Source organism: Undibacter mobilis, from assembly GCF_003367195.1.
GTDB classification, from domain to species: Bacteria; Pseudomonadota; Alphaproteobacteria; order Rhizobiales; family Xanthobacteraceae; genus Pseudolabrys; species Pseudolabrys mobilis.
The window spans coordinates 432714-457943 of the sequence record NZ_QRGO01000001.1 but is presented as its reverse complement, the minus strand read 5'-3'; the positions used below and the strand labels follow the sequence as shown (position 1 = coordinate 457943).

The 25230-nt window shown below is 62.3% G+C and carries 22 protein-coding genes and 1 riboswitch; of the genes, 16 read left to right on the top strand and 6 right to left on the bottom strand.

Annotation, left to right across the window (positions count from 1 at the left end):
• The first annotated feature begins 118 nt into the window (after nt 1-118).
• The 10 genes from DXH78_RS02140 to ppa all read left to right on the top strand — a co-directional run bounded on the left by DXH78_RS02140 (nt 119) and on the right by ppa (nt 11925).
• Nucleotides 119-1135, top strand: a complete 1017-nt coding sequence (locus DXH78_RS02140) for a Bug family tripartite tricarboxylate transporter substrate binding protein (RefSeq protein WP_115515519.1) — start codon at nt 119-121, stop codon at nt 1133-1135.
• A 149-nt stretch (nt 1136-1284) separates the two neighbouring features.
• Nucleotides 1285-1791, top strand: a complete 507-nt coding sequence (locus DXH78_RS02135; protein WP_115515518.1) for a tripartite tricarboxylate transporter TctB family protein — start codon at nt 1285-1287, stop codon at nt 1789-1791.
• A 29-nt stretch (nt 1792-1820) separates the two neighbouring features.
• A complete protein-coding gene (locus DXH78_RS02130) occupies nt 1821-3341 on the top strand; it encodes a tripartite tricarboxylate transporter permease (RefSeq protein ID WP_115515517.1) in 1521 nt (506 codons plus the stop codon).
• An 81-nt stretch (nt 3342-3422) separates the two neighbouring features.
• Nucleotides 3423-4184 carry a GntR family transcriptional regulator gene (locus DXH78_RS02125; protein WP_115515516.1) on the top strand — a complete coding sequence of 254 codons (762 nt, stop codon included), beginning with the start codon at nt 3423-3425 and terminating at the stop codon, nt 4182-4184.
• A 77-nt stretch (nt 4185-4261) separates the two neighbouring features.
• Nucleotides 4262-5989, top strand: a complete 1728-nt coding sequence (oxc, locus tag DXH78_RS02120) for an oxalyl-CoA decarboxylase (RefSeq protein ID WP_115515515.1) — start codon at nt 4262-4264, stop codon at nt 5987-5989.
• Between the two features lie 59 nt (nt 5990-6048).
• Nucleotides 6049-7518 (top strand): formyl-CoA transferase, encoded by a 1470-nt coding sequence (gene frc / locus DXH78_RS02115; protein WP_245416704.1) that lies wholly within the window; start codon nt 6049-6051, stop codon nt 7516-7518.
• A gap of 143 nt (nt 7519-7661) precedes the next feature.
• A complete protein-coding gene (locus tag DXH78_RS02110) occupies nt 7662-8591 on the top strand; it encodes a methionyl-tRNA formyltransferase (RefSeq protein WP_115515514.1) in 930 nt (309 codons plus the stop codon).
• Between the two features lie 83 nt (nt 8592-8674).
• Nucleotides 8675-10372 (top strand): formate--tetrahydrofolate ligase, encoded by a 1698-nt coding sequence (locus DXH78_RS02105; RefSeq protein ID WP_115515513.1) that lies wholly within the window; start codon nt 8675-8677, stop codon nt 10370-10372.
• Between the two features lie 193 nt (nt 10373-10565).
• Nucleotides 10566-11252: a glutathione S-transferase family protein gene (locus DXH78_RS02095; protein WP_115515511.1), complete on the top strand. Its 687-nt coding sequence runs from the start codon at nt 10566-10568 to the stop codon at nt 11250-11252.
• Nucleotides 11253-11358: 106 nt separating this feature from the next.
• Nucleotides 11359-11925, top strand: a complete 567-nt coding sequence (ppa, locus tag DXH78_RS02090; protein WP_115517675.1) for an inorganic diphosphatase — start codon at nt 11359-11361, stop codon at nt 11923-11925.
• A gap of 17 nt (nt 11926-11942) precedes the next feature.
• Here the strand turns inward: ppa and DXH78_RS02085 are convergent, their stop codons facing one another.
• Nucleotides 11943-12833: a LysR family transcriptional regulator gene (locus DXH78_RS02085; RefSeq protein ID WP_115515510.1), complete on the bottom strand. Its 891-nt coding sequence runs from the start codon at nt 12831-12833 to the stop codon at nt 11943-11945.
• A 171-nt stretch (nt 12834-13004) separates the two neighbouring features.
• Here DXH78_RS02085 and DXH78_RS02080 point away from each other — a divergent pair, with 171 nt between their 5' ends.
• Both DXH78_RS02080 and fdhF read left to right on the top strand, forming a co-directional pair.
• Nucleotides 13005-14753 (top strand): NAD(P)H-dependent oxidoreductase subunit E, encoded by a 1749-nt coding sequence (locus tag DXH78_RS02080; protein WP_210209493.1) that lies wholly within the window; start codon nt 13005-13007, stop codon nt 14751-14753.
• A complete protein-coding gene (gene fdhF / locus DXH78_RS02075; RefSeq protein WP_115515508.1) occupies nt 14750-17536 on the top strand; it encodes a formate dehydrogenase subunit alpha in 2787 nt (928 codons plus the stop codon). Before DXH78_RS02080 ends, fdhF begins: the two co-directional genes overlap by 4 nt.
• Nucleotides 17537-17638: 102 nt before the next feature.
• On the opposite strand, the gene DXH78_RS02070 is transcribed toward fdhF, so the two are convergent.
• From DXH78_RS02070 to DXH78_RS02060, 3 genes are all read right to left on the bottom strand, one after another.
• Nucleotides 17639-17842, bottom strand: a complete 204-nt coding sequence (locus DXH78_RS02070) for a hypothetical protein (RefSeq protein ID WP_115515507.1) — start codon at nt 17840-17842, stop codon at nt 17639-17641.
• Between the two features lie 117 nt (nt 17843-17959).
• On the bottom strand, nt 17960-18307 hold the full coding sequence (locus DXH78_RS02065; RefSeq protein ID WP_115515506.1) for a hypothetical protein: 348 nt from the start codon (nt 18305-18307) through the stop codon (nt 17960-17962).
• Nucleotides 18308-18343: 36 nt separating this feature from the next.
• A complete protein-coding gene (locus tag DXH78_RS02060) occupies nt 18344-18619 on the bottom strand; it encodes a DUF3297 family protein (protein WP_115515505.1) in 276 nt (91 codons plus the stop codon).
• Nucleotides 18620-18763: 144 nt separating this feature from the next.
• On the opposite strand from DXH78_RS02060, the gene DXH78_RS02055 reads away from it, so the two are divergent.
• On the top strand, nt 18764-19162 hold the full coding sequence (locus tag DXH78_RS02055; RefSeq protein ID WP_168192681.1) for an SH3 domain-containing protein: 399 nt from the start codon (nt 18764-18766) through the stop codon (nt 19160-19162).
• A 17-nt stretch (nt 19163-19179) separates the two neighbouring features.
• Here the strand turns inward: DXH78_RS02055 and DXH78_RS02050 are convergent, their stop codons facing one another.
• Together DXH78_RS02050 and crcB are read right to left on the bottom strand one after the other, a co-directional pair.
• Nucleotides 19180-19440 (bottom strand): hypothetical protein, encoded by a 261-nt coding sequence (locus DXH78_RS02050; RefSeq protein WP_147292557.1) that lies wholly within the window; start codon nt 19438-19440, stop codon nt 19180-19182.
• A gap of 107 nt (nt 19441-19547) precedes the next feature.
• Nucleotides 19548-19922: a fluoride efflux transporter CrcB gene (gene crcB, locus DXH78_RS02045; protein ID WP_115515502.1), complete on the bottom strand. Its 375-nt coding sequence runs from the start codon at nt 19920-19922 to the stop codon at nt 19548-19550.
• 96 nt (nt 19923-20018) lie between these two features.
• A riboswitch (Fluoride riboswitch) is annotated at nt 20019-20080 on the bottom strand.
• A 247-nt stretch (nt 20081-20327) separates the two neighbouring features.
• Between crcB and DXH78_RS02040 the strand changes: the two genes are divergently transcribed.
• Genes DXH78_RS02040 through DXH78_RS02030 form a run of 3 tightly spaced genes read left to right on the top strand, consistent with a single transcriptional unit; the run spans nt 20328 to nt 25204 of the window.
• Nucleotides 20328-20963 carry a TetR/AcrR family transcriptional regulator gene (locus tag DXH78_RS02040; protein WP_115515501.1) on the top strand — a complete coding sequence of 212 codons (636 nt, stop codon included), beginning with the start codon at nt 20328-20330 and terminating at the stop codon, nt 20961-20963.
• Entirely contained in the window at nt 20960-22057 is a 1098-nt protein-coding gene (locus DXH78_RS02035; RefSeq protein WP_115515500.1) for an efflux RND transporter periplasmic adaptor subunit, read from the top strand. Before DXH78_RS02040 ends, DXH78_RS02035 begins: the two co-directional genes overlap by 4 nt.
• Before the next feature lie 21 nt (nt 22058-22078).
• Nucleotides 22079-25204, top strand: a complete 3126-nt coding sequence (locus DXH78_RS02030; RefSeq protein ID WP_115515499.1) for an efflux RND transporter permease subunit — start codon at nt 22079-22081, stop codon at nt 25202-25204.
• Nucleotides 25205-25230 lie beyond the last annotated feature (26 nt).

Below are 25230 nucleotides of genomic sequence, written 5' to 3'. Positions count from 1 at the left end.
GCATGCAAGTTTATATTGGTATTATGTATATCATATACGCCAACTAGATATTAGGCGCCCAAGAACACGAGCCGGCGGCGAAGCCCGGCCACAATGAAAATATAACAGGGAGGATGCGATGTCCGCTGCCAAAAAGCTTCTGACGATCGGTACCGCCGCTCTAACGAGCGGCGTCTTCGCGCTGACGACCGTGCCGGCCCAGGCATGGGAGCCGAACCACCCTATCGAAATCATCGTACCGGCTGGCACTGGCGGTGGCGCTGACCAGATGGCCCGCGCGATGCAAGGCATTATCACCAAGCACAATCTGTCGAAGCAATCTGTCGTCGTCGTCAATAAGTCCGGCGGCGCTGGCGGCGAAGGCTTTCTCGACATCAAAAACTCGAAGGGCAATGATCATAAGCTGGTCATCACGCTATCGAATCTGTTCACCACGCCGATGGCCACCGGAATCCCCTTCTCCTGGAAGGACATGACCCCGGTCGCGATGATGGCGCTCGACGAGTTCGTGCTCTGGGTCAACGCTGAATCGCCCTACAAGACCGCCAAGGAATATGTTGCTGCGATTAAGGCCGGAGCCGACGGTCAGTTCAAGATGGGCGGCACCGGTTCGAAGCAGGAAGACCAGATCATCACCGTGGCGCTGCAGAAGGTCGTCGGCAAGAAGATGACCTACATTCCGTACAAAGGCGGCGGTGAAGTCGCCGTGCAGCTCGTCGGCAACCACATCAACTCGTCGGTCAACAATCCGATCGAAGCGGTGGCCCATTGGCGTGCCGGCAAGCTGCGCCCGCTCTGTGTTTTCGATACCAAGAAGCTCGACTATCACGACAAGATTGCGGGCGATCTCGCCTGGGATTCGATCCCAACCTGCAAGTCGGAAGGCATCGACGTCGAGTATCTGATGTTGCGTGGCTACTTCATGCCGGCGGGCGTCAGCAAGGAAGTCGTCGACTACTACGTCGATCTCTTCAAGAAGGTGCGGGAGACGCCGGAATGGAAGAAGTTGATGAACGACGGCGCTTTCAATCAGACCTTCATGAGCGGCGACGAATACGCCAAGTGGGTTGCGGCGGCCGAGAAGACCCACGAAGACCTGATGAAGGAGGCGGGTTTCCTCGCCAAATCTAACTAAAGAGTCCAGCTAACGATCACGCCGGACCGGCCATGGAGGCCGGTCCGAGCCGGTCGGCAGGCAGCAAATCCGGTCCACAAGCGAACGTCAGTTTACCGACGCGAGCCAATCCGCTCGCGAAAGATACGTCACATCCAGTCGAGGGCGATATGAGCGACATGATGCATGAAACGGGCGGCGCAGGGCCGTCCCACCGGGGCGTCGAAATCGGTGTGACGATATTCGTGGCCCTGATTGGCCTCATCGCCGTTATTGGCAGCCTCCAGGTCGGGGCCGGTTGGGGCTCCGACGGACCGCAGGCTGGATTCTTTCCGTTCTATATCGGTCTTTCCATTCTGATCTCCAGCGCCGTCAATCTGATGCATGCCTGGAATACGAAGGGTGACGGCAAAGTGTTCGCGACCTGGCTTCAACTGCGCCAGGTGTCCTCGGTCGTTGTACCGACGACCATCTATGTGTTCGCTATCCCCTACATCGGTATCTACGTCGCCTCGATCATCCTGATCGCGGTCTTCATGACGTGGCTGGGGCGCTACCGGCCGCAGGTGACATTGCCGATTGCGATCGGCATGCCAATTCTGGTCTTCGTCATTTTCGAGAAATGGTTCCTCGTGCCGCTGCCCAAAGGCCCGGTCGAGAAACTTCTCGGTTTTTAACGCCGCGCGGATCGCAGCAGGGGACGGCAATGTTTGAAGATATCGGTAATCTGTTTCACGGCTTCTCGGTTGTCGTGCAGCCGTTCAACCTGTTGCTGATGGTAGTCGGCATCGTGCTCGGCGTTATCGTCGGCGTGCTGCCGGGCCTGGGCGGCGCCAATGGCGTGGCCATCCTGCTGCCGCTGACATTCTCAATGTCGCCGACATCGGCGATCATCATGTTGTCCTGCATTTACTGGGGCGCGCTGTTCGGCGGCGCCATCACCTCGATTCTGTTCAATATACCCGGCGAGCCATGGTCCGTCGCGACAACATTCGACGGTTATCCGATGGCGCAGCAGGGCAAAGCCGGCGAGGCCCTGACCGCTGCTTTCACGTCGTCCTTCGTTGGCGCGCTGTTCGCCGTCATCATGATCACGCTGGTCGCGCCGCTGGTGGCCAGTTTCGCGCTGCGCTTTGGGCCCCCCGAGATCTTCTCTGTCTATTTCCTCGCGTTCTGTAGTTTCGTTGGCTTGTCGAAAGAACCGCCGTTCAAGACGGTCGCCTCGATGATGGTCGGCTTCGCGCTCGGTGCGGTCGGTCTCGACCAAGTCACCGGCCAGCTCCGCCTCACGTTCGGCTTTGAGTCGATGCTGGGTGGCTTCGATTTCCTCATCGCCGTGATCGGCCTGTTCGGTATCGGCGAAATCCTGCTGACGATGGAGGAGGGCCTGTCGTTCCGCGGCAAAGCTGCCAAGATCAGTATGAAGGTCGTGCTGAAAACCTGGATGGAGCTGCCGAAGTACTGGATGTTGTCGCTGCGCTCCTGCCTCATAGGCTGCTGGATGGGCATTTCGCCGGCCGGCGCGACGCCTGCCTCGTTCATGAGCTACGGCATTGCCAAGCGCATCTCCAAGCGGGGCAAGAACTTCGGCAAGGGCGAAATCGAAGGCGTCATCGCGCCGGAAACCGCGGCGCATGCCGCCGGCACCGCGGCGCTGCTGCCGATGATTTCGCTTGGCGTCCCCGGTTCGCCGACGGCGGCGGTGCTGCTCGGCGGCCTCCTGATCTGGGGCCTGCAGCCCGGTCCTCTGCTGTTCGTTGAGCAGAAGGACTTCGTCTGGGGCCTCATCGCCTCCATGTACATGGGCAACATCGTCGGCCTGATCATCGTGCTGACCTGTGTGCCGCTGTTCGCCGCCATCCTGCGCATTCCGTTCAGCGTTATCGCGCCGATCATTCTCGTGCTCTGCGCTATTGGCGCCTACACCGTTCACAACAACACGTTCGACGTAATCATGATGATGGTGTTCGGCGTCGCCGGCTACTTCATGAAAAAGACGAACTACCCGCTCGCGCCGATGGTTCTCGCGATCGTGCTCGGCGACAAGGCGGAAGAGGCCTTCCGCCAGTCGCTGTTGGCGTCGCAAGGCGGCCTCAACGTCTTTTTCTCGAACGGCTTGGTCTCGACCATCATGACCCTCGGCCTGATCGCACTGTTCTGGCCGATCATTCAGAACACGTGGACGCGCATTCGCGGCTCGTCGCCCGAACCGCGGGCGGCAGAATAATTACGAGGGACGACGGGAGGCACGGTTGCAGCCCCATTGGCCCTCTGGCATATTGTATACCAGAGCGGTATTCAGGTGATCATGAGCGTCAAAGGCATCGGTACCCGGAGTGCTTCCCCGCGCGGCCGCGCCGGCAATGCCGTGCGCACGCCAGCGGGCGTTGAGCGGCCGTCTTTGGCGCCGATCGAGGAGTCGCCGAGCTTCAAGCACAAGGCCTATACGGCGCTGAAGAACGCCATCGTGGCGATGGACATCTATCATAGCCGCGACGAAATTCGGCTCGACGAGCGCAAGCTGGCGCAGGACTTTGGCATTTCCCGCACGCCGGTGCGTGAGGCCATGGCACAGCTCGAAAGCGAAGGCTTCGTGCGTTCGGTGCCGCGGCGCGGCATCTATGTCGTGCGCAAGACCAGGCAGGAAGTGATCGAGATGATCACGGCCTGGGCGGCGCTCGAGAGCATGGCGGCGCGCCTGATCACCCAAGCCGCGACCGATGACGAGATCGAAGGTCTGCGCGAGATGTTCGCAGCATTCATCGACGGTGAGCTGCGCGCCCATCTCGATGAATATTCCGACGCCAATATCGAATTTCACCAGACCATCATCCGCCTGAGCAAGAACAGCGTGCTGATCGATCTGGCGGCCAACCTGTTCACGCACATGCGGATGATTCGCCGAACCACCATCGGTGAGAAGGATCGTGCCGACCGGTCGATCAAGGATCATATGGCGATCATCGAGGCGCTGGAAGCGCGCGACACCAAGCGCGCCGAACAGCTCGTACGCGATCATGCGCTCGGCCTGGCCGATCACGTGGCCAAGTTTGCCGATTACCTGGATTGAAATTGGATTGAAGCGGTCCCGCGCCGCGCTCGGCGCGAGCGGAGGCCGCAGCATGAAAGAAGAGGGGAGCGAGAATAATGGCAGAAGCAGCGGTGAAACAGGATGCCGGCGGTGAGCGTGAGCTGACCGATGGCTTCAATCTCATCATCGACGCGCTCAAGCTTAACGGCGTCAAGACGCTCTATGCTGTGCCGGGCATTCCGATCACGGATTTCCTGCGCATGTCGCAGGCGGAGGGGCTGCGTGTGCTGTCGTTCCGCCACGAGCAAGCCGCGGGTTACGCCGCATCGATCGCCGGCTATCTTACGAAGCAGCCGGGCATATGCGTCACAGTCTCGGCGCCGGGCTTTCTCAATGGCCTGACGGCGCTGGCCCATGCCACCACCAACTGCTTTCCGATGATCCTGATTTCAGGCTCGTCCGAGCGCGAGATCGTCGATCTGCAGCAGGGCGACTACGAGGAAATGGACCAGCTCGCCATTGCCAAGCCTTTGTGCAAGGCGGCGTTTCGTGTGCTGCATGCCCAGGACATCGGCATCGGTCTCGCCCGCGCCATCCGCGCCGCCGTCTCTGGCCGTCCCGGTGGTGTTTATCTCGACCTGCCGGCCAAGCTGTTCGGCCAGGTAATGGATGCCGAAGCCGGCAGGAAGTCGCTGGTCAAGGTGATTGATCCTGCGCCCGCGCAGATCCCGGCACCTGAATCGATCAAGCGTGCGCTCGAGGTACTCAAGAGCGCCAAGAAGCCGCTGATCATTCTGGGGAAGGGCGCGGCCTATGCCCAGGCCGACGATGCGGTGAAGGCGCTGATCGAGAAGTCCGGCGTGCCGTTCCTGCCGATGTCGATGGCCAAAGGCCTGCTGCCAGACACGCATCCGCAATGCGCCGGTGCGGCGCGTTCGACCGTGCTGAAGGACTCCGACGTTGTCATGCTGATCGGCGCCCGCCTCAACTGGCTGCTGTCGCACGGCAAGGGCAAGGCTTGGGGCGACGCGCCGAAGAAATTCATTCAGATCGATATCGAACCCAAGGAAATGGATTCGAACGTGGAGATCGTGGCGCCTGTGGTTGGCGACATCGGTTCCTGCGTTGATGCGCTGCTCAAGGGCATGGGCGACAAGTGGCCGGCGCCGTCGGCCGACTGGGTTTCGGCGGTCGCCAAGAAGCGCGAGGAGAACGTCGCCAAGATGGCGCCGCGTCTGATGAACAATAATGTGCCGATGGATTATCACGGCGCGCTGGGTGTGCTGCGCACCATCGTCAAGGAGCGGCCCGACGCCATCCTTGTCAATGAAGGCGCCAACACCCTCGATCTCGCGCGCGGCATTATCGATGTCTACAAGCCGCGCAAGCGCATCGACGTCGGCACCTGGGGCATTATGGGCATCGGCATGGGCTATGCCGTCGCCGCCGCGGTCGAAACCGGCCAGCGTGTGCTGTGCGTCGAGGGCGATTCGGCATTCGGCTTCTCCGGCATGGAGATCGAGACCATCTGCCGCTACGGCCTGCCGGTCTGTATCGTCGTTTTCAACAATGACGGCATCTACCGTGGCACCGACGTCAACAAGACGAGCGACGATCCGGCGACCACCGTATTCGTCAAGGGCGCGCGCTACGACAAGATGATGGAGGCCTTCGGCGGCGTCGGCGTCAACGCGACCTCACCGGATGAGTTGAAGCGGGCGGTTAATGCAGCGATGGATTCGGGCAAGCCGACCTTGATCAACGCCGTGCTTGATCCGGCCGCCGGCAGCGAGTCGGGCCGGATCGGCAATCTCAATCCGCAGAGCCAATTGAAGAAGAAATGACACCCGCCCGGAAGCGTCTAACGGCGCCCGGGACAAGGTCGAGACAGGAGAACAGGACGATGGCCAAGAAAGCCAAGAAGACGAACGCCAAAAAGCCGGCTAAAAAAGCCGCCAAAAAATCGGCCAGGAAGTCGGCGAAACCCGCCACCCGCAAGGCGGTGAAACTTGCGGCGAAGAAGGCGGTGTCGAAGAAGGCGGCCAACGGCAACGGTGCTTATCCCAAGCCGTCGTCCAAGCCCTTCGGTCAGGACGGCAAGGCACTGCAGGGCGTGCGCATTCTTGATTTCACGCATGTGCAGTCGGGTCCGACCTGCACCCAATTGCTGGCCTGGTTCGGCGCGGACGTTATCAAGGTCGAGCGCCCCGGAGTCGGCGACATCACGCGCGGCCAGCTGGTCGATGTGAAGGGTGCGGACTCGCTCTATTTCACCATGCTCAACCATAACAAGCGCTCGATCACAATCGACTCCAAGCACCCACAGGGCATGCGCGTGCTCAACGCGCTCATCAAGTCCTGCGATGTGCTGGTTGAGAACTTCGCGCCCGGCGCGCTCGACCGCATGGGGCTGACATGGGACTACATCCACAAGCTTAATCCGCGCATGATCGTTGCCTCGGTGAAGGGTTTCGGCCCCGGCCCGTATGAAGATTGTAAGGTCTACGAGAACGTCGCGCAGTGTGCCGGCGGCTCGGCTTCGACCACCGGCTTCCGCGATGGGCCACCGCTCGTCACCGGCGCACAGATCGGCGATAGCGGCACCGGTCTTCATCTGGCGCTCGGAATCGTGTCGGCCTTGTATCAGCGCATCCGCACCGGCCGCGGCCAGAAGGTGCTCTGCGCCATGCAGGATGGCGTCCTTAATCTGTCACGCGTCAAACTGCGCGACCAGCAGCGCCTCAAGCACGGACCGCTCACCGAATACTCGCAGTATGGCGAGGGCATTCCGTTCGGCGATGCGACGCCGCGCGCAGGCAACGATTCCGGTGGCGGTCAGCCGGGCCGCATTCTCAAGTGCAAGGGTGCGCCGGAAGATCCGAACGCCTACATCTACTTCATCACCCAGGCGCCGGTTTGGGGCGAGATCTGCGACATCATCGGCGAGCCGACCTGGAAGACCGATCCGGAATTCGCGACGCCGAAGGCGCGTCTACCGAAGCTCAACCAGATTTTCGCCCGCATCGAGCAGTGGACTATGACCATGACCAAGTTTGAGGTCATGAATGCGTGCAACGCGGTCGATATTCCAGTCGGCCCGATCCTGTCGATGAAGGAAATTGCCGAAGAGAAATCGCTGCGCGATACCGGAACGGTGGTCGAAGTTGACCACCCGACTCGTGGCAAGTATCTGACCGTCGGCAATCCAATCAAGATGTCGGATTCGATCTCCGAGGTGAAGAGGTCGCCTCTGCTTGGCGAGCACACCGACGAAATTCTGTCCGACGTGCTCGGCTTCAAAGCGGCGGAGATCGCGGAAATCAAGAACTCGGGCGCTCTCAGCGCGCCGGAGAAGAAAGAGAAAGCGGCGTAAGCCTATTTGCAGTGCAGCGCACTTGCGATGCGCTGCAAAGCCGGGACCGTCGTGACCACTGAGCTTGGAATGGTCACGGTTCTGCCGCGCATCACTTTGTGCCGCGCGGCGTCCGGAACAAGAAGGATCGGGGAGAGTCATTGATGCGTATTGTGGTCCACGGCCAGCAAGCCTTCGGCAAGGCGGTGCTGGAAGCGCTGCTCAAACGCGGTGACAACGTCGTTGCCGTCTATGTCGCGCCCGAGAAAGAGGGCGCGAAGGCCGATCCGCTCAAGGAGGCCGCGCTTGCCGCCGGCCTGCCGGTGCATCAGCCGGCGTCCTACAAGGATCCGAAAGTCTGGGACGAGTTCAAGGCGCTGAAGCCGGATCTGCAGGTTATGGCCTTCGTGACGTTGTTCGTGCCGGAGGAATTCCTCAACATCCCGACCCATGGCTCGATCCAGTATCACCCGTCTCTGCTGCCGGCCTATCGCGGCGCTTCCGCCATCAACTGGCCGATCATCAAAGGCGAGAAGGAAACGGGCCTGTCGATCTTCTGGCCGGACAACGGCCTCGATACCGGCGACATCCTGATTCAGAAAAAGACGCCGATCTCCGACACCGACACGCTCGGCACCGTCTATTTCGACCGCCTGTTCCCGATGGGCGTCGATGCCATGCTTGAAGGCGTGGATCTGGTGAAGGCCGGCAAGGCGCCGAAGATCAAGCAAGATGAGTCCAAGGCGACTTACGAAGGCCTGTGCCGCGCCGAGAACGCGAAGATCGACTGGGGCAAGCCATGGGAGCAGATCGACCGCTTGATCCGCGGCTGCAATCCGGCGCCCGGCGCCTGGACCACGTTCAACGGCGCCACCGTCAAGGTGTTCGACGCCAAGCCGCTGCCGGCGCGCGATCCGAAAGGTATCGCCGGCAAGCTCGGCGAGATCGTCGCCATGGATGACAACAGCATCACCGTCGTCTGCGCCGACGGCCGCTTCAACGTCACCCGTGTCCAGGCCGAAGGCGGCAAGAAGGTCAGCGCCGGCGAGTGGGCGAAGTCGGTCAATCTCGCGCTGAAATCGAGGTTCGCCTGATTGGATGCCGTCAGGCCGGGTCAAACCCGGCCATGTCAAAGAGTAACGAATAGCCGGTTCACCGCATCAGTTGGAAACGCACCATGCCTGCTTCGCAGCACCAGTCTCCGAAATCCGATATTGAAATCGCCCAGGCCGCCAAGCCACGTCGCATCGCCGACGTGGCCAAGGAAAGGCTCGGTATCGCGATCGACAACCTCGAGCCCTATGGCCACTACAAGGCCAAGGTATCGATGGAGTACATCAAGTCGCTCGCCAACAAGCCGAACGGCAAGCTGATCCTCGTCACCGCTATCAACCCGACGCCAGCCGGCGAAGGCAAGACTACAACCACGGTCGGTCTCACCGACGCACTCAACCACATCGGCAAGAAGGCGATGTGTGCGCTGCGCGAGCCGTCGCTCGGCCCATGCTTCGGCGTCAAAGGCGGCGCTGCCGGCGGCGGTTATGCGCAGGTGATCCCCATGGAGGATATCAACCTCCATTTCACCGGCGACTTCCACGCCATCACCTCGGCGCACAATCTGCTTTCGGCGCTGATCGATAACCACATCTACTGGGGTAACTCGCTCGGTATCGATACGCGCCGTGTCGCCTGGCGCCGCGTACTCGACATGAACGACCGCGCGCTGCGCGAAATCGTCTGCTCGCTCGGCGGCGTCGCCAACGGCTATCCGCGTGAGGCTGGCTTCGACATCACCGTGGCGTCCGAAGTCATGGCGATCTTTTGCCTCGCCAAGGATCTCGAGGACCTCAAGACCCGTCTCGGCAACATCATCGTGGGCTATACGCGCGAGCGTAAGCCGGTGCGCGCCAAGGAACTGAATGCTCACGGTGCGATGGCCGCGCTGCTCAAGGACGCGATTGCTCCGAATATGGTGCAGACGCTCGAAGGCACGCCGGCCTTCATCCATGGCGGCCCCTTCGCCAACATCGCCCACGGCTGTAACTCGGTGTCGGCGACGGCGACCGCCCTGAAGCTCGCCGATTACGTGGTGACCGAAGCCGGCTTCGGCGCCGACCTTGGCGCCGAAAAGTTCATTGACATCAAATGCCGCAAGGCGGGACTCAAGCCCGATTGCGTCGTTATCGTCGCGACCATCCGGGCGCTCAAGATGCACGGTGGGGTCAAGAAGGAAGACCTGAAGAAGGAAGATCTGAAGGCACTCGAGGCCGGCATGTCGAACCTGCAGCGGCACATCGAGAACCTCAAGAAGTTCGGACTGCCGGCGGTGGTGTCGATCAACCGCTTCTCGGCTGACACCGATAACGAAATCAAGCTGGTCAAGGAGAAGTGCAAGGCGCTTGGTGTTGAGGCGCTGATGGCCGATCACTGGGCCATGGGCGGCGAGGGCGCGGCTGACGTGGCCAAGGCGGTGGTCAAGACCATCGATGAGGGCAAGGCCAACCTCAAATTCCTCTACCCGGACGAGATGCCGCTGTTCGAGAAGATCCGCACCATCTGCAAGGAAATCTACCGCGCCGACGATGCGACCGCCGACAAGTCGGTCAAGGATCAGCTCAAGACCTGGGAAGAGATGGGTTTCGGCAAGCTGCCAGTCTGCATCGCCAAGACGCAGTACTCGTTCTCGACCAACCCGGACGCCAAGGGCGCGCCTACCGGCTTCAATATCCCGGTCCGCGAAGTGCGTCTCTCCGCCGGTGCCGAGTTCATCGTCGCCGTCTGCGGTGAAATCATGACCATGCCGGGTTTGCCGAAGACGCCGTCGGCGGACACCATCGATGTCGGCGCCGATGGCCGGATCGTCGGATTGTTCTAGGGCCGGCTACTCATCGCCGCCGATTTCATCGTGACTGAACACAACGGGCGGCCTTCGGGCCGCCCGTTTTTCTTCCCCCGGAAAACGGCAGACCTGCCTCACGTATTTTTGCGGCCATCCCGCTTGCCTCAGGTCGGACGGGATGATCGACTGCGCGCCTATTTGAAACCGGGTCACCCAAGGGAAAAGCAAGATGCTCAAGTTCTATTATTCCGGCGCGCCAAATCCGATGAAAGTGGCGCTGTTCCTCGAGGAGGCCGGTCTGCCCTATGAGGCGGTCCCGGTCGACACCCGGAGGGGCGAACAGCACAAGCCGGAATTTCTGGCAATCAATCCGAATGCCAAGGTGCCGGCAATCGTGGATGGCGACGTCACGGTGTTCGATTCGAACGCGATCCTGCTCTATCTCGGCGAGAAGACCGGCAAGTTCATGCCGCCGGCCGGCGACAAGATGCGTGGCGAGCTGTTGTCCTGGCTGATGTTCATCGCTTCGGGCGTCGGGCCTTATTCGGGCCAGTCGGTCCACTTCCGCAACTACGCGCCCGAGAAGATCGAATACGCCATCAACCGCTATATGTACGAAGCGCAGCGGCATTACGGTATCATCGATGCGCGGCTGGGTAAGCAGAAGTACATGGTCGGCGATACCTACACGATCATCGACATGGCGCTGTGGGGCTGGGCGCGGCTCATCCCGGTGGCGCTCGGTGAGAGCTATTGGGCCAAGTTTCCGAACCTCAAGCGCCTGATGGACGAGATCAACGCGCGTCCGGCCGCGGCCCGCGCCGTCGCCGTCAAGGACCGGCATGCATTCAAGACAGAATTTGATGATGAGGCCAAGAAGGCCATGTTCCGCCACATGCAAGAGAAGGTGACCTAGGCGGCTTCCCCCTCGCCCCGCGGTGCGGGGCGAGGGGAGCGCAGCAATTTCATCTTAACGACAAATGGTCTAGCCTTCGTTTTTGCCAGACGATGAAGGCTTCGCCATGGACCTTAACAAGATACCGACCGGGCTCAATCCGCCGCACGACGTCTACGCCGTGATCGAGGTGCCGCTCGGCGGCGTGCCGGTCAAATACGAGTTCGACAAGGCCTCGAGCGCGCTGTTCGTCGATCGATTTCTGCATACGGCGATGTTCTATCCGGGTAATTACGGATTCATCCCACATACATTGTCGAACGACGGCGATCCCTGCGACGTCATGGTGATCACCCAGGTGCCGGTTGTGCCGGGTGCGGTGATCCGCGTGCGTCCGGTCGGCGCATTGCTGATGGAAGACGAAGCCGGCGGCGACGAGAAAATCCTCGCCGTGCCGGTGGACAAGCTGCATCCTTTCTATAAAGGCGTCACCAGCTATCGCGATCTGCCCGATGTGATGATCGAGCAGATTGCGCACTTCTTCCAGCACTACAAGGATCTGGAAAAGGGCAAGTGGGTATCAATCGTGCGCTGGCTCGATGCCCGCGAAGCCGAAGGATTGATCATGGACGGCATCAAACGCGCGAAAGGCAAGGCGCGCAAGAAGCCGGCCAAAACGGCGGCGAAGAAGTAGGCCCGTTCAAAAAAACCTTACGCTAGTGACGGAGCAATACGCTTGGCCTCGGTAACGAGCGCCGCCGTTGTCGGCGTCATTGGCTCGCGCCGAGGTACGACAAGGCCGATCGTCTGCACCGCGTCTGGTTCCAGGATCGGAATGGCGCGGATCGTCTCGGTGAGGCCGAGAGTTTGCGCGATCTTCTCGGGCATCACGCTTGCCCAGCGCCCGGTGCGCACATGGCTGTATAACAGGATCATCGAGTTCGACTCGAGCGTGGGCCGCGACTCACTGCCGGCGCTTTTCAGAAGTCGGTCGATAATGCGGCGGTTCTGCATGTCGGGCGTCAGCAGGCACAGCGGCACCTGCGCCACCTCCGCCCACGTCACGCTGGTGCGATCGCCTAGCGGGGCATCGGCCGATGTCAGCAGCCGGTAGTGCTCCTGATAGAGCGGCACGATGTTGACGCGGCCAATCGGCTCGTTCTCGATGTAGGTGATACCGGCGTCGATCTCGAGATTTTCCAGCAGGTCGAGAATCTCGACCGACGTTCGCGACAGCACTGTGAACTGCACGTTGGGGTGCCGCTCGCGAAAGGGTGTTGTAAGCGCGGCAACCATAGGCAGCGCCGTGGGGATCGCGGCGATGCGCAGCCGTCCGGTCAGGCCGTGGCGCAGCGCCTTGATGTCCTCGCGCATGGCCCGGCTGTCGCCGACGATGCGCCGCGCCCATTCCAGCACGCGCTCGCCCTCCGGCGTAAAGCCCTGGAATCGCGAGCCGCGTTTGACCAGCAGCACGCCCATCTGCTCCTCGATCTGCTTAACGCCGGCCGACAAGGTCGGCTGGGTGACACCGCAGGATTCGGCGGCCCTGCCAAAGTGCTTCTCCCGTGCCAGCGCCAGCAGGAACTCAAGCTTGTCGATCAAAGGAATAATCCTTCTAAATCAGTTGCTTATCTTGTTACGGGTCTCGGGTGGATACATCAGACTTCCGCGGCAATGGCCCCTCCCACGATAGCTTTTAGCTATTAACCCATGCCGGGTACGGGGTTGTCCACTCTCTGGAACGGCTTCAAAAAGGACGTCTGGGAGAACACGATGAATATCCATAATCCGCCGAAAACGGGCGGGAATGGCCCTGGTCCGGGTCAAGGTTCGGGCAACGGCGGTCGGCGTAAGGCGCGGCGTACCCCGAAGGGGCGTCAGGTCGATCCGCGGGCCCTCAGCGAAGTCCAGGCGCTACTTATTGATCGGCCGCGGCGGCGCGATCTGCTCATCGAGCATCTGCATCTCATCCAGGATCAATACGGCCACATCTCCGCGCCGCACCTTGCCGCGCTGGCGCAGGAGATGCGCATGGCTCAGGCCGAGGTCTACGAGGTTGCGACCTTCTATTCGCATTTCGACGTGGTGAAGGAAGGCGAAGCACCGCCGGCGCCGGTCACCGTGCGCGTTTGCGATTCATTGTCGTGCTGTATGGCCGGCGCTGACAAGCTGCTCACCGAACTGCCGGGTAAGCTCGGCAAGGATGTCCGTGTGGTGCGCGCGCCCTGCATGGGCGCTTGCGATCATGCACCCGCCGTTGCCGTCGGCCACATGCAGACCTTCAACGCTACGGCTGACAAGATCGCCGCTGCGGTGAAGGCGCATCCGCATCCCCATGCCTGGAATCCCGAGACCGATCTCGCGACCTACCGGCAGAAGGGCGGCTATTCGCTGCTGAAAGACCTAGCTGCGGGCAAACGCACGATCGACGAACTCGTCAAGATCGTCAGCGATGCCGGCTTGCGCGGTCTGGGCGGCGCCGGTTTCCCGACCGGGCGAAAATGGTCGCTGGTGCGCTCCGAGCCGGCGCCGCGCCTGTTCGCGGTGAACTGCGACGAGGGCGAGCCGGGCACGTTCAAGGACCGCTATTATCTCGAACGCGATCCGCACCGTTTCATCGAAGGCATGCTGATCGCGGCCTTTGTGGTCGAAGCCGCCGACACTTATCTCTACATACGCGACGAGTATCCCGAGATCCGGCTGATGCTGATCGAGGAGCTCGGCAAGGTTGCCGCTGCCGGTCTGTCGCCGCACACCAAGGTGCATGTGCGCCGCGGCGCCGGTGCTTACATTTGCGGTGAAGAGTCGGCGATGATCGAGTCGATCGAGGGCAAGCGCGGCCTGCCGCGCCATCGCCCGCCTTATGTCGCGCAGAAGGGCCTGTTCGGCCGTCCGACGCTCGAGCAGAACGTGGAGACCATGTACTGGATCCGCGACATCATCGAGAAGGGTCCACAGTGGTTCGCCTCGCAGGGCAAGCCGGAGCGCACCGGCTTCCGCAGCTTTTCGGTGTCAGGCCGCGTGAAGAATCCCGGCGTGAAAGTTGCGCCGGCCGGCACGACGATCCGCGAACTGATTGAGAATTATTGCGGAGGCATGCAGGGCGGCCACACGCTCAAGGGCTTCCTGCCCGGCGGCGCCTCGGGCGGTATCTTTCCGGCGTCATTCGCCGAACATCCGCTCGATTTCGGCACCTTCGAAAAGCACGGCGGCTTTGTCGGCTCGCATGCGGTGGTCATTCTTTCCGACAAGGACGACATGAAGGCGGTCGCGCTCAACCTCATGAAGTTCTTCGAGGATGAAAGCTGCGGCCAATGCACGCCGTGCCGCGTCGGCACCGAGAAGGCTGTCAAGCTAATGGAACATGGCCCCTGGAACGTCGGTCTGCTGACCGAATTGTCGACATTGATGCGCGACGCCTCGATCTGCGGTCTCGGCCAGGCCGCGCCCAATCCGCTTCTGTCGGTGCTCACGTATTTCCCCGAAGATCTCGAAACGCCGCTTCAGGACCTCGCGCCATGACCGACAAGCCGGCCAGCACTTTCTTTATCGACGGCCATGAGATCGACATTCGCGCGGGCGAGTCGATCTTCAACGCCGCGCGCCGCCTCGACATCAAGCTGCCACATCTGTGCTACTCGCCACAGCCCGGCTACCGCGCCGACGGCAACTGCCGTGTCTGCATGGTTGAGATCGAGGGTGAGCGCGTGCTCGCTGCGTCTTGCATCCGTACGCCGTCGCCGGGCATGAAGGTCAAAACCGACACCCACCGCGCGCAGACCGCGCGCAAGATGGTCGCCGAGCTGCTGGTCACCGATCAGCCGGCGATGGAAGTCGCACACGATCGCGACAGCGAATTCTGGAAGACCGCCAAGCGTCAGAACGTTGAGGCAGGCCGCTTCCCCAGGCGCGACGCGATTATCGTGCCGGCGCCCGACCGCAGCCACCCGGCGATGGCGGTCAATCTCGACGCCTGCATTCAGTGTAATCTCTGCGTCCGCGCCTGCCGTGAAGTGCAGGTCAACGACGTCATCGGCATGGCCGGCCGCGGTCACAACGAAAAGATCGTATTCGATTTCGACGATCCGATGGGCAATTCGACCTGCGTCGCCTGCGGCGAATGCGTGCAGGCCTGCCCAACCGGCGCGCTGATGCCCTCGACCATGGTCGACGACAACAACGTCTATCTCGGCGCCCCTGATCGTACGGTGGACTCGGTCTGTCCTTATTGCGGCGTCGGCTGTCAGCTCACTTACGAGATCAAGAACGACAAGATCGTTTCGGTCAGCGGCCGCAACGGTCCTGCCAACGAGAACCGGCTCTGCGTCAAAGGCCGCTTCGGCTTTGACTACGTCAACAATCCGCAACGCCTGACTAAGCCGATGATTCGCAAGGAAGGCGTGCCCAAAGTCCCGCACGAATTCATCGATCCATCCAATCCTTGGACGCATTTCCGCGAAGCGACCTGGGAAGAAGCGCTCGACCGCGCTGCAGGTGGCCTCAAGACCATCCGTGATCGTGATGGCTCGGACGCGCTGGCCGGCTTCGGCTCGGCCAAGGGTTCGAATGAGGAAGCCTATCTATTCCAGAAGTTGGTGCGCACCGGCTTCGGCACCAACAATGTCGATCACTGTACGCGGCTCTGTCACGCCTCGTCGGTGTCGGCACTGCTGGAAGGTGTCGGCTCGGCCGCGGTGTCAGCGACCTTCAACGAAGTGAAGAACTCGGAAGTCATCATCGTCATCGGAGCCAACCCGACCGAAAACCATCCAGTGGCAGCGACCTATTTCAAGCAGGCCGCCAAGCGCGGCTCCAAGCTCGTCATTATGGATCCGCGCGGCACGGCGATGAAGCGCCATGCCTGGAAGATGATGCAGTTCAAGAACGGCACCGACGTGGCAATGCTCAACGCCATGCTCAATGTGATTGTGACCGAGAAGCTCTATGACGAGCAGTACATCCAGACCTATGTCGAGGGCTTCGCTGCCTGGAAGGAGAACGTCAAGGACTTCACGCCGGAAGAGATGGCGCCGATCTGCGGCATCGACGCCGACACCTTACGCGAAGTCGCGCGCGCCTACGCCCGTGCCGAGTCAGCGATTATTTTCTGGGGGATGGGTGTCTCCCAGCACACCCACGGCACCGATAATGCCCGCTGCCTGATCGCGCTGGCGCTCATCACCGGCCAGATCGGCCGTCCCGGCACGGGGCTGCATCCGCTGCGCGGCCAGAACAACGTGCAGGGTGCCTCCGATGCCGGCCTCATTCCGATGTTCTTCCCGGATTACAAGTCGGTCGAGAACCCGGAAATTCGCGCTCAGTACGAGAGCGCGTGGGGCGTCAAGCTGCCGCCGAAGCGCGGCAAGACCGTCGTCGAGATCATGGACGCGATCCATGCCGGCGAGATCAAGGGCATGTATATCGAGGGTGAGAACCCGGCGATGTCCGATCCCGATCTCAATCACGCGCGTCAGGCGCTCGCGGATCTCGAACATCTGGTGGTGCAGGACCTGTTCCTCACCGAGACCGCCGTCTACGCCGACGTCGTTTTGCCGGCCTCGGGCTGGCCGGAGAAGGACGGCACCGTTACCAACACCAACCGTCAGGTGCAGATGGGCCGTGCCGCCGTGCCGCTGCCGGGCGATGCGCGTCAGGATCTCTGGATCATCCAGGACATCGCCAACCGCCTCGGCTGCGGCTGGAATTACAAGCATGTCGGCGAGGTCTTCACCGAGATGGCGTCGCTGATGCCGGCGCTCGCCAACATCACCTGGGAGCGCGTCGAGCGTCAGCACGCCGTGACCTATCCGGTCGATGGGCCGGATGTACCGGGCCGCGACGTCGTGTTTGATGCCGGATTCCCCCGCCCGGGTGGCTTCGCCAAACTGGTCGCGACGAAGCTGCAGCCGCCGGACGAGGTGCCGGATCACGACTATCCGTTCATTCTCTCCACCGGCCGCCAGCTCGAGCATTGGCACACCGGCTCGATGACTCGCCGCACCAAGGTGCTCGACGCGATCGAGCCGACTGCGATCGCGCAGCTGTCGCGCGGCACCATCGAGAAGCTGGGCATCGAGCCCGGCGATATGGTGCGCGTCTCGACCCGCCGCGGCGAGGTCGAGTTGCAGGCGCGGCAGGACGATGCGGTGCCGGACGGCGTCGTGTTCATCCCCTTCGCGTATGTCGAAGCGGCGGCGAACCTTTTGACCAATCCGAAGCTCGATCCGTTCGGCAAGATTCCCGAGTTCAAGTTCTGCGCCGCCAAGGTCGAGGCCGTGCGGCCGCGGATGGAAGCGGCGGAGTAGGGCGCAGGGCCGGCCTCTTGCCGCAATACCGGAAACGAAAAATGCCCCGCTGAGCGGGGCATTTTTTATCGCTGGCGCTGTTGTCAGGCTTCGCGTTGCGCGTCAGCCCATGCGGCGCGAGCGCGTCAGAATGCTCTGGTAGCTCGGCGCTTTGGCCGGCTTCTTCTGCTCAGGCTCGTCCTGTCCTTTAGGCGCGAAGAAGGCGGCAACCTGCTCGTCGAACTTCTGATTCTGCTCTTTTTTGGCTGCTTTGAACTTGTCGAGCGCCGCGTCGATATCGCCGTTTTTGATTGGAATCCGGATCACTGCTGCAGTCTCCCACGTCTCGTCACCATGGCGGGGATACTGCAATGCGGCCGTTAAATTATTCGGGAAGCGATCGCCTCAATTTTATCAATCCGCATTAACCACTCGGCGCGGGCTTCAGTGGATTGTGGTGTCGGATTCTTCAACCAGCCTGAGCTGCATGGTGTCGATCAGCGCCCGGCGCCGCTCGTCGGCGGCGTGAAGCGCCGCTTCGGTTTCGTTGCGCGTCGTCTGGTTGGAGCCGAGCAGCACGAAGCCGCCCAAGAGCGCGGCCAGCGCGCCGGTAAATCCGGTTGCCGAGAAGATGAGGACGTTCACAAGCGCCAGCACAAACCACAGGGCGCCGCCGGCGATGGCGACTTTCGCGGCCCAGGCGAGCTTGTCGCAGCGATCAATGGCCTGGCGAAGTTCGTCAATGCGCTCTTCCAGCCGGGCAATCTCGGAACTGGCGAGCTCGTCGTTCATCAGCGCGCTCCGGGGCCCACTGCAGTTCGCCGGACTTTAGGCCTTGTTGCGGAAATACGGCTCGACCGTCCCGGTGAGCTTGATGGTCAGCGGCTGGCCGTAACGGTCGAGTGCCTTGCCGGCAGCGACGCGGACCCAGCCTTCGCTGACGCAATATTCCTCGACATTGGTCTTCTCGACACCCTTGAAGCGGATGCCAATGTCGCGCGCCAAAATGTCGGCGTTGAAATAGGGGCTGCGCGGATCGGTTGACAGCCGGTCGGGCAGTGTGTCGGCGGCGGGCGGCGGGGTGTTGTTTTCAGTCTCTGACATGGCCGCCTTCTCTCATAGGACCAAGGGGCCTGCAAGCGCGGCCGGCCCGGCTTTCGAATGCCGCGATGCTGCCGCTTTCGGGGGATGACATGGTATGATGTCCGCGATGACGGTCTGGGACTGACAGAAAACGGATCGATGGTAATGCGTGCATTCATGGCGATCGCCGCCGGCCTTGTGCTGGCCGTGACTGCGGGACCGGCGCTGGCCAAGCCCGCTTACGTGCCGTCGACCGTCAATCTGCGGTCGGGACCCGGCACGGATAAAGACATTCTCGGCAAGATTCCGAGCGGCAGCCTCATCGACGTTGGGGATTGCACCGGCGGGTGGTGCGCCGTGACCTGGCAGGAGAAAAGCGGTTTCGCCATCGAAACCGCCATCGACTTCTCGGGCCGGGTGCCGCCGCGGCGCATATCGCGGCCGCGCTATTATGTCGAGGAGCCGCCGATCTATTACGCGGCACCGCCGCCGCCGGTCTATTACGGGCCGTATTATCGCCGGCACTATTTCGGCCCCTATTGGGGACCGCGCTATCGCTGGTAAGCGCCGGACTAAACCCGCTACTTTTTCTTGGCAGGCGATGTTTCGGCGCCGCGCATGTTCGACCAAGGATCGACCTGTACCGGCTTGGCATCGCCTTTGCTGGTTCGCGCCAGCGCATTGCGATACTGCGCATCCACGCTCTCGGCGGTCTTTACGTCGTTCTTTTCATCGTTGGACATGGCATGGAAGGGCTTACGCCCCTGCGCCAGCGCCGGCTGCGACCACATCCCGGCCAGCAAACCGGCCACCATCAATCCTGCGACTGCAACTCTCAACACGGCGTTTCTCCCCGAAAGCGTCGTCCGTAACTGGTGTTGGGTGCCATTTGCACCCGATTTAAGGCAAAAATACCACGGCCGGTCCGGAGGCTCAACGCGACCCAACATCACGTCAGGCTGCGCATCAGCGCAAGCCCGCTGAAGACCGCGGCAATGGAAACAATCACCGAGGCGAGGACATAGACCGCCGTCATGGCCACTTCGCCGCGCTCGTAGAGCGCGGCCACATCGAGAGAAAAGGCTGAAAACGTCGTGAAACCGCCGAGGATGCCGGTGGTCAGAAACAGCCGCCAGTGCTGCGACGTGTCACCTTTGAAGGCGAAATAGCCGGTCAGCAGGCCCATGACGAGGCAGCCGACGATGTTGACCGTCAGGGTGCCGAAGGGAAACGATGTCCCGAAGAGCCGGGCGGTTCCGACATTGACGCCGTGCCGCAGCGCCGCGCCGAGCCCGCCGCCGAGAAAAACGATCGCATAGAGCATGTTTCACCTTCTCTTCTGTGCACCGGGCAACAAAAGACCGCCTGAAACGGCCTAATCCTGCCACCCGCGCGCGCCATCGGGCGCCGCACGTTGTTTGATCTGGCAGGAGTCATCAGCCGTTTTGGCGGTTATCGGGGGACCCCATCCCCATCGATTTCAAATTATGAGCCGGCCACGAGCCGGTCAATGTCCGCGCGCGGCGTTGCCTGGTCTGGTTGCGGACAGGCCGTGCGATCTCGTCCGGCTTGACGGCTGGTAGCCCGCTCTTTATAGAGTGAACGTTCATTCTCATTTAAGTGCAGTGCAATCTGTGGGGGCTTCTGCCCGCGGGACGGGGCTGGCGGGGCCATTCGCCCGGTTCACCTTCGCGGCAGGCGGTTTCGCAACGGTCAATTCGGACAAGTCATGCGCCATCCAAATCCGCAGCGGCAATCGGATCGCCGCGCAGAAATTCTCGACGCAGCCGAGCGCTGCTTCGCCCGTTCGGGATTTCATCGGGCCTCGATGCAGGACATTTGCGCCGAGGCGGAGATGAGTCCCGGCAATCTCTATCGTTATTTTCCGTCGAAAGAGGCGCTGATCGCCGGTATCTGCGAGCGCAATCGGGCCGACGCGGTCGACAGTTTCAACCAGGTCAATGACGCGCCCGACTTCTTCGAGGCGCTCGCGGGGCTGGCGCAATATCACCTTGTCGATCGCACCGACGACGAGGTCTCGATCTGCGCCGAGATCATGGCAGAGAGCCGGCGTCATCCCGAAATCTCGAAACTCTACCAGACCATCGAGAACGAGGTTCGCGAGCGTATGGCCGCGATGCTCGCGCGCGCCGCCGAGCGCGGTGAGATCCGCAGCGACCTCGACGTCGATTCAATCGCCAGCCTGTTGCTCGCCATCGGCGATGGCATGTCGTGGCGGCGTTCGGTCGACCCGAAATTCAGCGCGGAAAATTCGCTGCCCCTCGTTCTCAGGATGGTGCACGGGCTGCTGGCACCGACGAACGCGGCGGGCGGCAATGAAGCGAGAAACGGTATCAAGTCATGATGAAATCAAGCCGTATTACTGCTGTCGGCATCGTCGCAGCCGCGGTGCTCTGGATCGCGTCCGGTTATCTGGTGCCGCATGAAGGTGCGCAGGGCGAGGCGGCCGTGCGTCCCGGGGAAGCCAAACAGCAGCCGCTGTTTCGCGTCTCCGTCGTGCCGGCCAAGATCGAGCAGCATGCGCCGAAGCTGACTTTGTCGGGCCGTACCGAAGCCGACCGTAAGGTCGCCATCACGGCGCGCACTGGCGGCACCTTGACCGAGCTGCGCATCAAGCGTGGCCAGCATGTCCAAAAGGACGAAATCGTCGCTGTATTGTCCGACGACGCGCGCAAGGCGCAACTGGCGCAGGCCGAAGCACTGGTCGAGCAACGCCGGGCCGAGCTCGATGCCAAGCGCACGCTGATCCAAAGCGGCGCGCTGCCCAAGCTCGACATGGTCAATCTGGAATCGCAATTCAAGGCGGCAGAAGCCTCGCTCAGCGCGGCCCGCGCCGAACTCGAGCGCAGTGTCGTGCGTGCCCCTTGGGCGGGCGTCATCACCGACGTGCCGGCGGAAGTCGGCGGCGCGGCGTTCTCGATGGCCGGCAAGGAGATTGCGACCCTCGTGGCGCTGGATCCCATGCTGGCGGTCGTCGAAGTCTCCGAGCGCAAGCTCGCCGGCGTCAAGGTCGGCGAGCCGGCTGCGGTGAAGCTGATCACCGGCGTGACCGCCACCGGCCGCGTGCGTTATGTGGCCAAGTCGGCCAGCGCGACGACGCGTACCTATCGCGTCGAGGTCGAGATGGACAATGCGCAGGGCACAATCCCCGACGGCATCACCGCCGAAGTCGCGGTGTCGCTGCAGCCGGAGCCGGCGACGCAGGTGCCGCGCTCGGCGCTCACCATTGCGTCCTCCGGCGACATCGGTGTCCGTATCGTCGATGCCGAACAGAAGGTGCAGTTCGTGCCGGTGAAGATCGTCGAAGACATGCAGGACACGATGTGGCTGTCGGGCATTGCCGATGGCGCGCGGGTCATCGTGCGCGGCCAGGATTTCGTGCGCGAAGGTCAGAAGGTCAATGCGTCGGCGGTCTCCGCCGAAGCGGCGGCGAAGTAGGCTCGACGGGCGAATTCAACAATGACCGGTTTGATCAATTACGCCATCTCCCATGCGCGCCTGACCTTGGCGACGCTGGCCTTTCTGCTGGTCGCGGGGCTCATTGCCTATCAGACCATCCCGAAAGAGGCCGAGCCCGACGTCAAGGTGCCGATCATCTATGTGCAGCTGACGCAGCGGGGCATCAGCCCGGAAGACGCCGAGCGCCTGCTGATCCGCCCGGTCGAAACCCAGCTCAAGTCGGTGACTAGCGTCAAGGAAATGCGCGCCACCGGCTATGAGGGCGGCGGCTATGTGCTGCTCGAATTCGAAGCCGGCTTCAATTCCGATGCGGCGCTTGCCGACGTGCGCGCCAAGGTCGATCAGGCCAAGCGCGATCTGCCGCGCGACGCCGACGAGCCTTCCGTGCAGGAAGTCAATCTGTCGCTCTATCCGGTGCTGATTGTGACGCTGGCCGGCAACGTTCCGGAGCGCACGCTGTTGCGCATCGCGCGCGAGGCCAAGAACCAGATCGAGCAGCAGCCCGGCGTGCTCAAGGCGGAGCTGCGCGGCGCGCGCGACGAAGCCGTCGAAGTCGTCGCCGAGCCGATGCTGATGAAGAGTTACGGCATTTCGATCGATCAGCTCATTCAGGTGACCCAGCAGTCCAACAGCCTGATTGCCGCAGGCGCGCTGGAAAGCGCGACCGGCCGCTTCGCCGTCAAGGTGCCCGGTCTGATCGAGCGTCCGCAGGACATGCTCAATATCCCGATCGCCTCGACCGCCGGCGCGTCGGTGGCTCTCGGGGACATCGCGACCGTTCGTCCGACCTTCAAGGACGCGACCTCGGTGACCCGCGTCAACGGCCGGCCGGCCATGGCTATCGAAGTGTCGAAGCGTACCGGCGCCAACCTCATCGAGACCGTCGATGCGGTGAAGAAGCAGGTTGCCGTGATGCAGAAGACCTGGCCGGAAGGCGTCGAGGTCGGCTTCACGCAGGACAAATCCAAGATCATCCGGCAGATGCTGGCCGACCTGCAGAACTCGGTGGCCACCGGCGTGCTGCTGGTCGCTGTCATTATCCTGTTTGCGCTTGGCTTCCGTGCTTCGCTGTTCATCGGCATCGCCATTCCGGCATCGTTCCTCGCCGGCGTGCTCGGCCTTCAGTTGGCGGGGCTGACCGTCAATATCGTCGTTCTGTTCTCGCTGATCCTGGCGGTGGGTATGCTGGTCGACGACGCCATCATCGTCTCGGAATACGCCGAGCGCCGCATGTCGGAAGGCATGGCGCCGAAAGAAGCCTACGCCCAGGCGGCGGTGCGCATGTCGGGCCCGGTGATCGCGGCGACCGCGACCCGCGTTGCGGCGTTCTCGCCGCTGCTGTTCTGGCCGGGCATTGTCGGCGAGTTCATGAAATACATGCCGATCACGCTGATCGCGACGCTCTCGGCGTCGCTGGCGGTGGCACTGTTCTTCACGCCGACTCTCGGTGCGCTGCTGGGGCGAGCCTCTCCGGTGCCGCATGACGACCGCGCTTCCGACACAGGGCCTTATATGAGGACGGTGCGTTTCGCGCTGCACCGGCCGGTGCTCATTCTGGGTCTCGCCGTTGGCCTGCTGGTCGCGGTGATCGGCGCTTACGGCAAGCTCGGCAACGGCGTCGAGTTCTTCCCTAACGTGGAGCCGGACTACGGCCAGGTGATTGTCCATGCGCGCGGCAACCTGTCGCTCGATGAGAAGGACAAGACGTTGGCGCAGGTCGAGAAGACCGTGCTCGCCACCGACGGCCTTCAGACCGTCTACACTCGCGTCGGCGAGCAGCCGCGCGGCTCCAGCGAAATCACCGAGGATACGATCGGTGTCATTCAGTACGAGTTTTCCGACTGGCAGAAGCGCCCGCCGGCCCATGTGATCATGGATCAGATCCGCGAACGCACGCAGTCGATCCCGGGCGTGCTTGTCGAGGTGACGGCGCCGCGCGGCGGTCCGCCGACCGGCAAGCCGGTTCAGGTGCAGCTTGCCGCGCTCGATCCGGCCAAGTTACCGGCCGCGGCCAAGAAGGTCGCCGAAGCGCTGGCGGCGATGCCGGAGATTCGCGACCTCGACGACGGCCTGCCGCTGCCGGGCATCGACTGGAAGATCAACGTCAACAAGACCGAGGCGGCAAAGTATGGCGCCGGGCTGACCGCGGTCGGCAACGCCGTGCAGCTTGTCACCAACGGCGTGAAGGTCACCGAATATCGCCCGTCGGACAACGACAAGGCGGTCGACATCATCGTCCGCTTCCCGGAAGACCGCCGCAGCCTCGATCAGATCGACGAACTGCGCGTGCAGACTCCGGCCGGCTACGTGCCGATCGGCAACTTCGTCGAGCGCGTGCCGGCGCAGCGCGTCGGCTACATCAACCGCGTCAACGGCAATCGCGTCATGACGGTGTCGTCGAACATCGCCGACGGTGTACAGAACGCGGTGGTGCAGAAGAACATTGTCGACACGCTCGGCAAGATGAATCTCGGCGATGGCGTCATCTTCAAGCTCAAGGGCGAGGACGAAGAGCGCGACAAGGCCGGCGCCTTCCTCGGCAAGGCCTTCGGTACCGCGCTGTTCCTGATCTTCGCGATCCTGCTGGCGCAGTTCAATCGCTTTATTTCGGTCGGGCTGGTGCTGTCGGCCGTGCTGCTCTCAACCATCGGCGTGCTGCTCGGGCTCATGATCATGGGCCAGCCATTCGGCGTGGTGATGACCGGCATCGGCATCATCGCCAATGCCGGCGTCATCGTGAACAACAACATCGTTCTGATCGACACCTACGACCGGCTGCGCCGCGAAGGGCAGGAGGCCTATGAGGCCATCCTGGAGACCTGCCGCGAGCGTGCGCGCCCGGTGGTGCTCACCGCGGTGACGGCGATCCTTGGCGTGTTGCCCATTGCCTTTGGCGTCAACCTCGAATTCGTCCATCGCAATATCACGGTCGGCGCCCCGGCGACGCAGTGGTGGATCAGCCTGTCGACGGCGATCGTGTTCGGCCTCGGCTTTGCCACGGTGCTGACGCTGATCGTGACGCCGGCGGCGCTGATGGCCATCGCCAATCTCGCCGCGAAACGTGACCGCTGGCGCGAACGCCGCGCCGCGCGGCGGCTGGCCAAGCAGGGCATGCCGGCGGAGTAGACGACAAGTGCGGCGGCGCGGCTTTG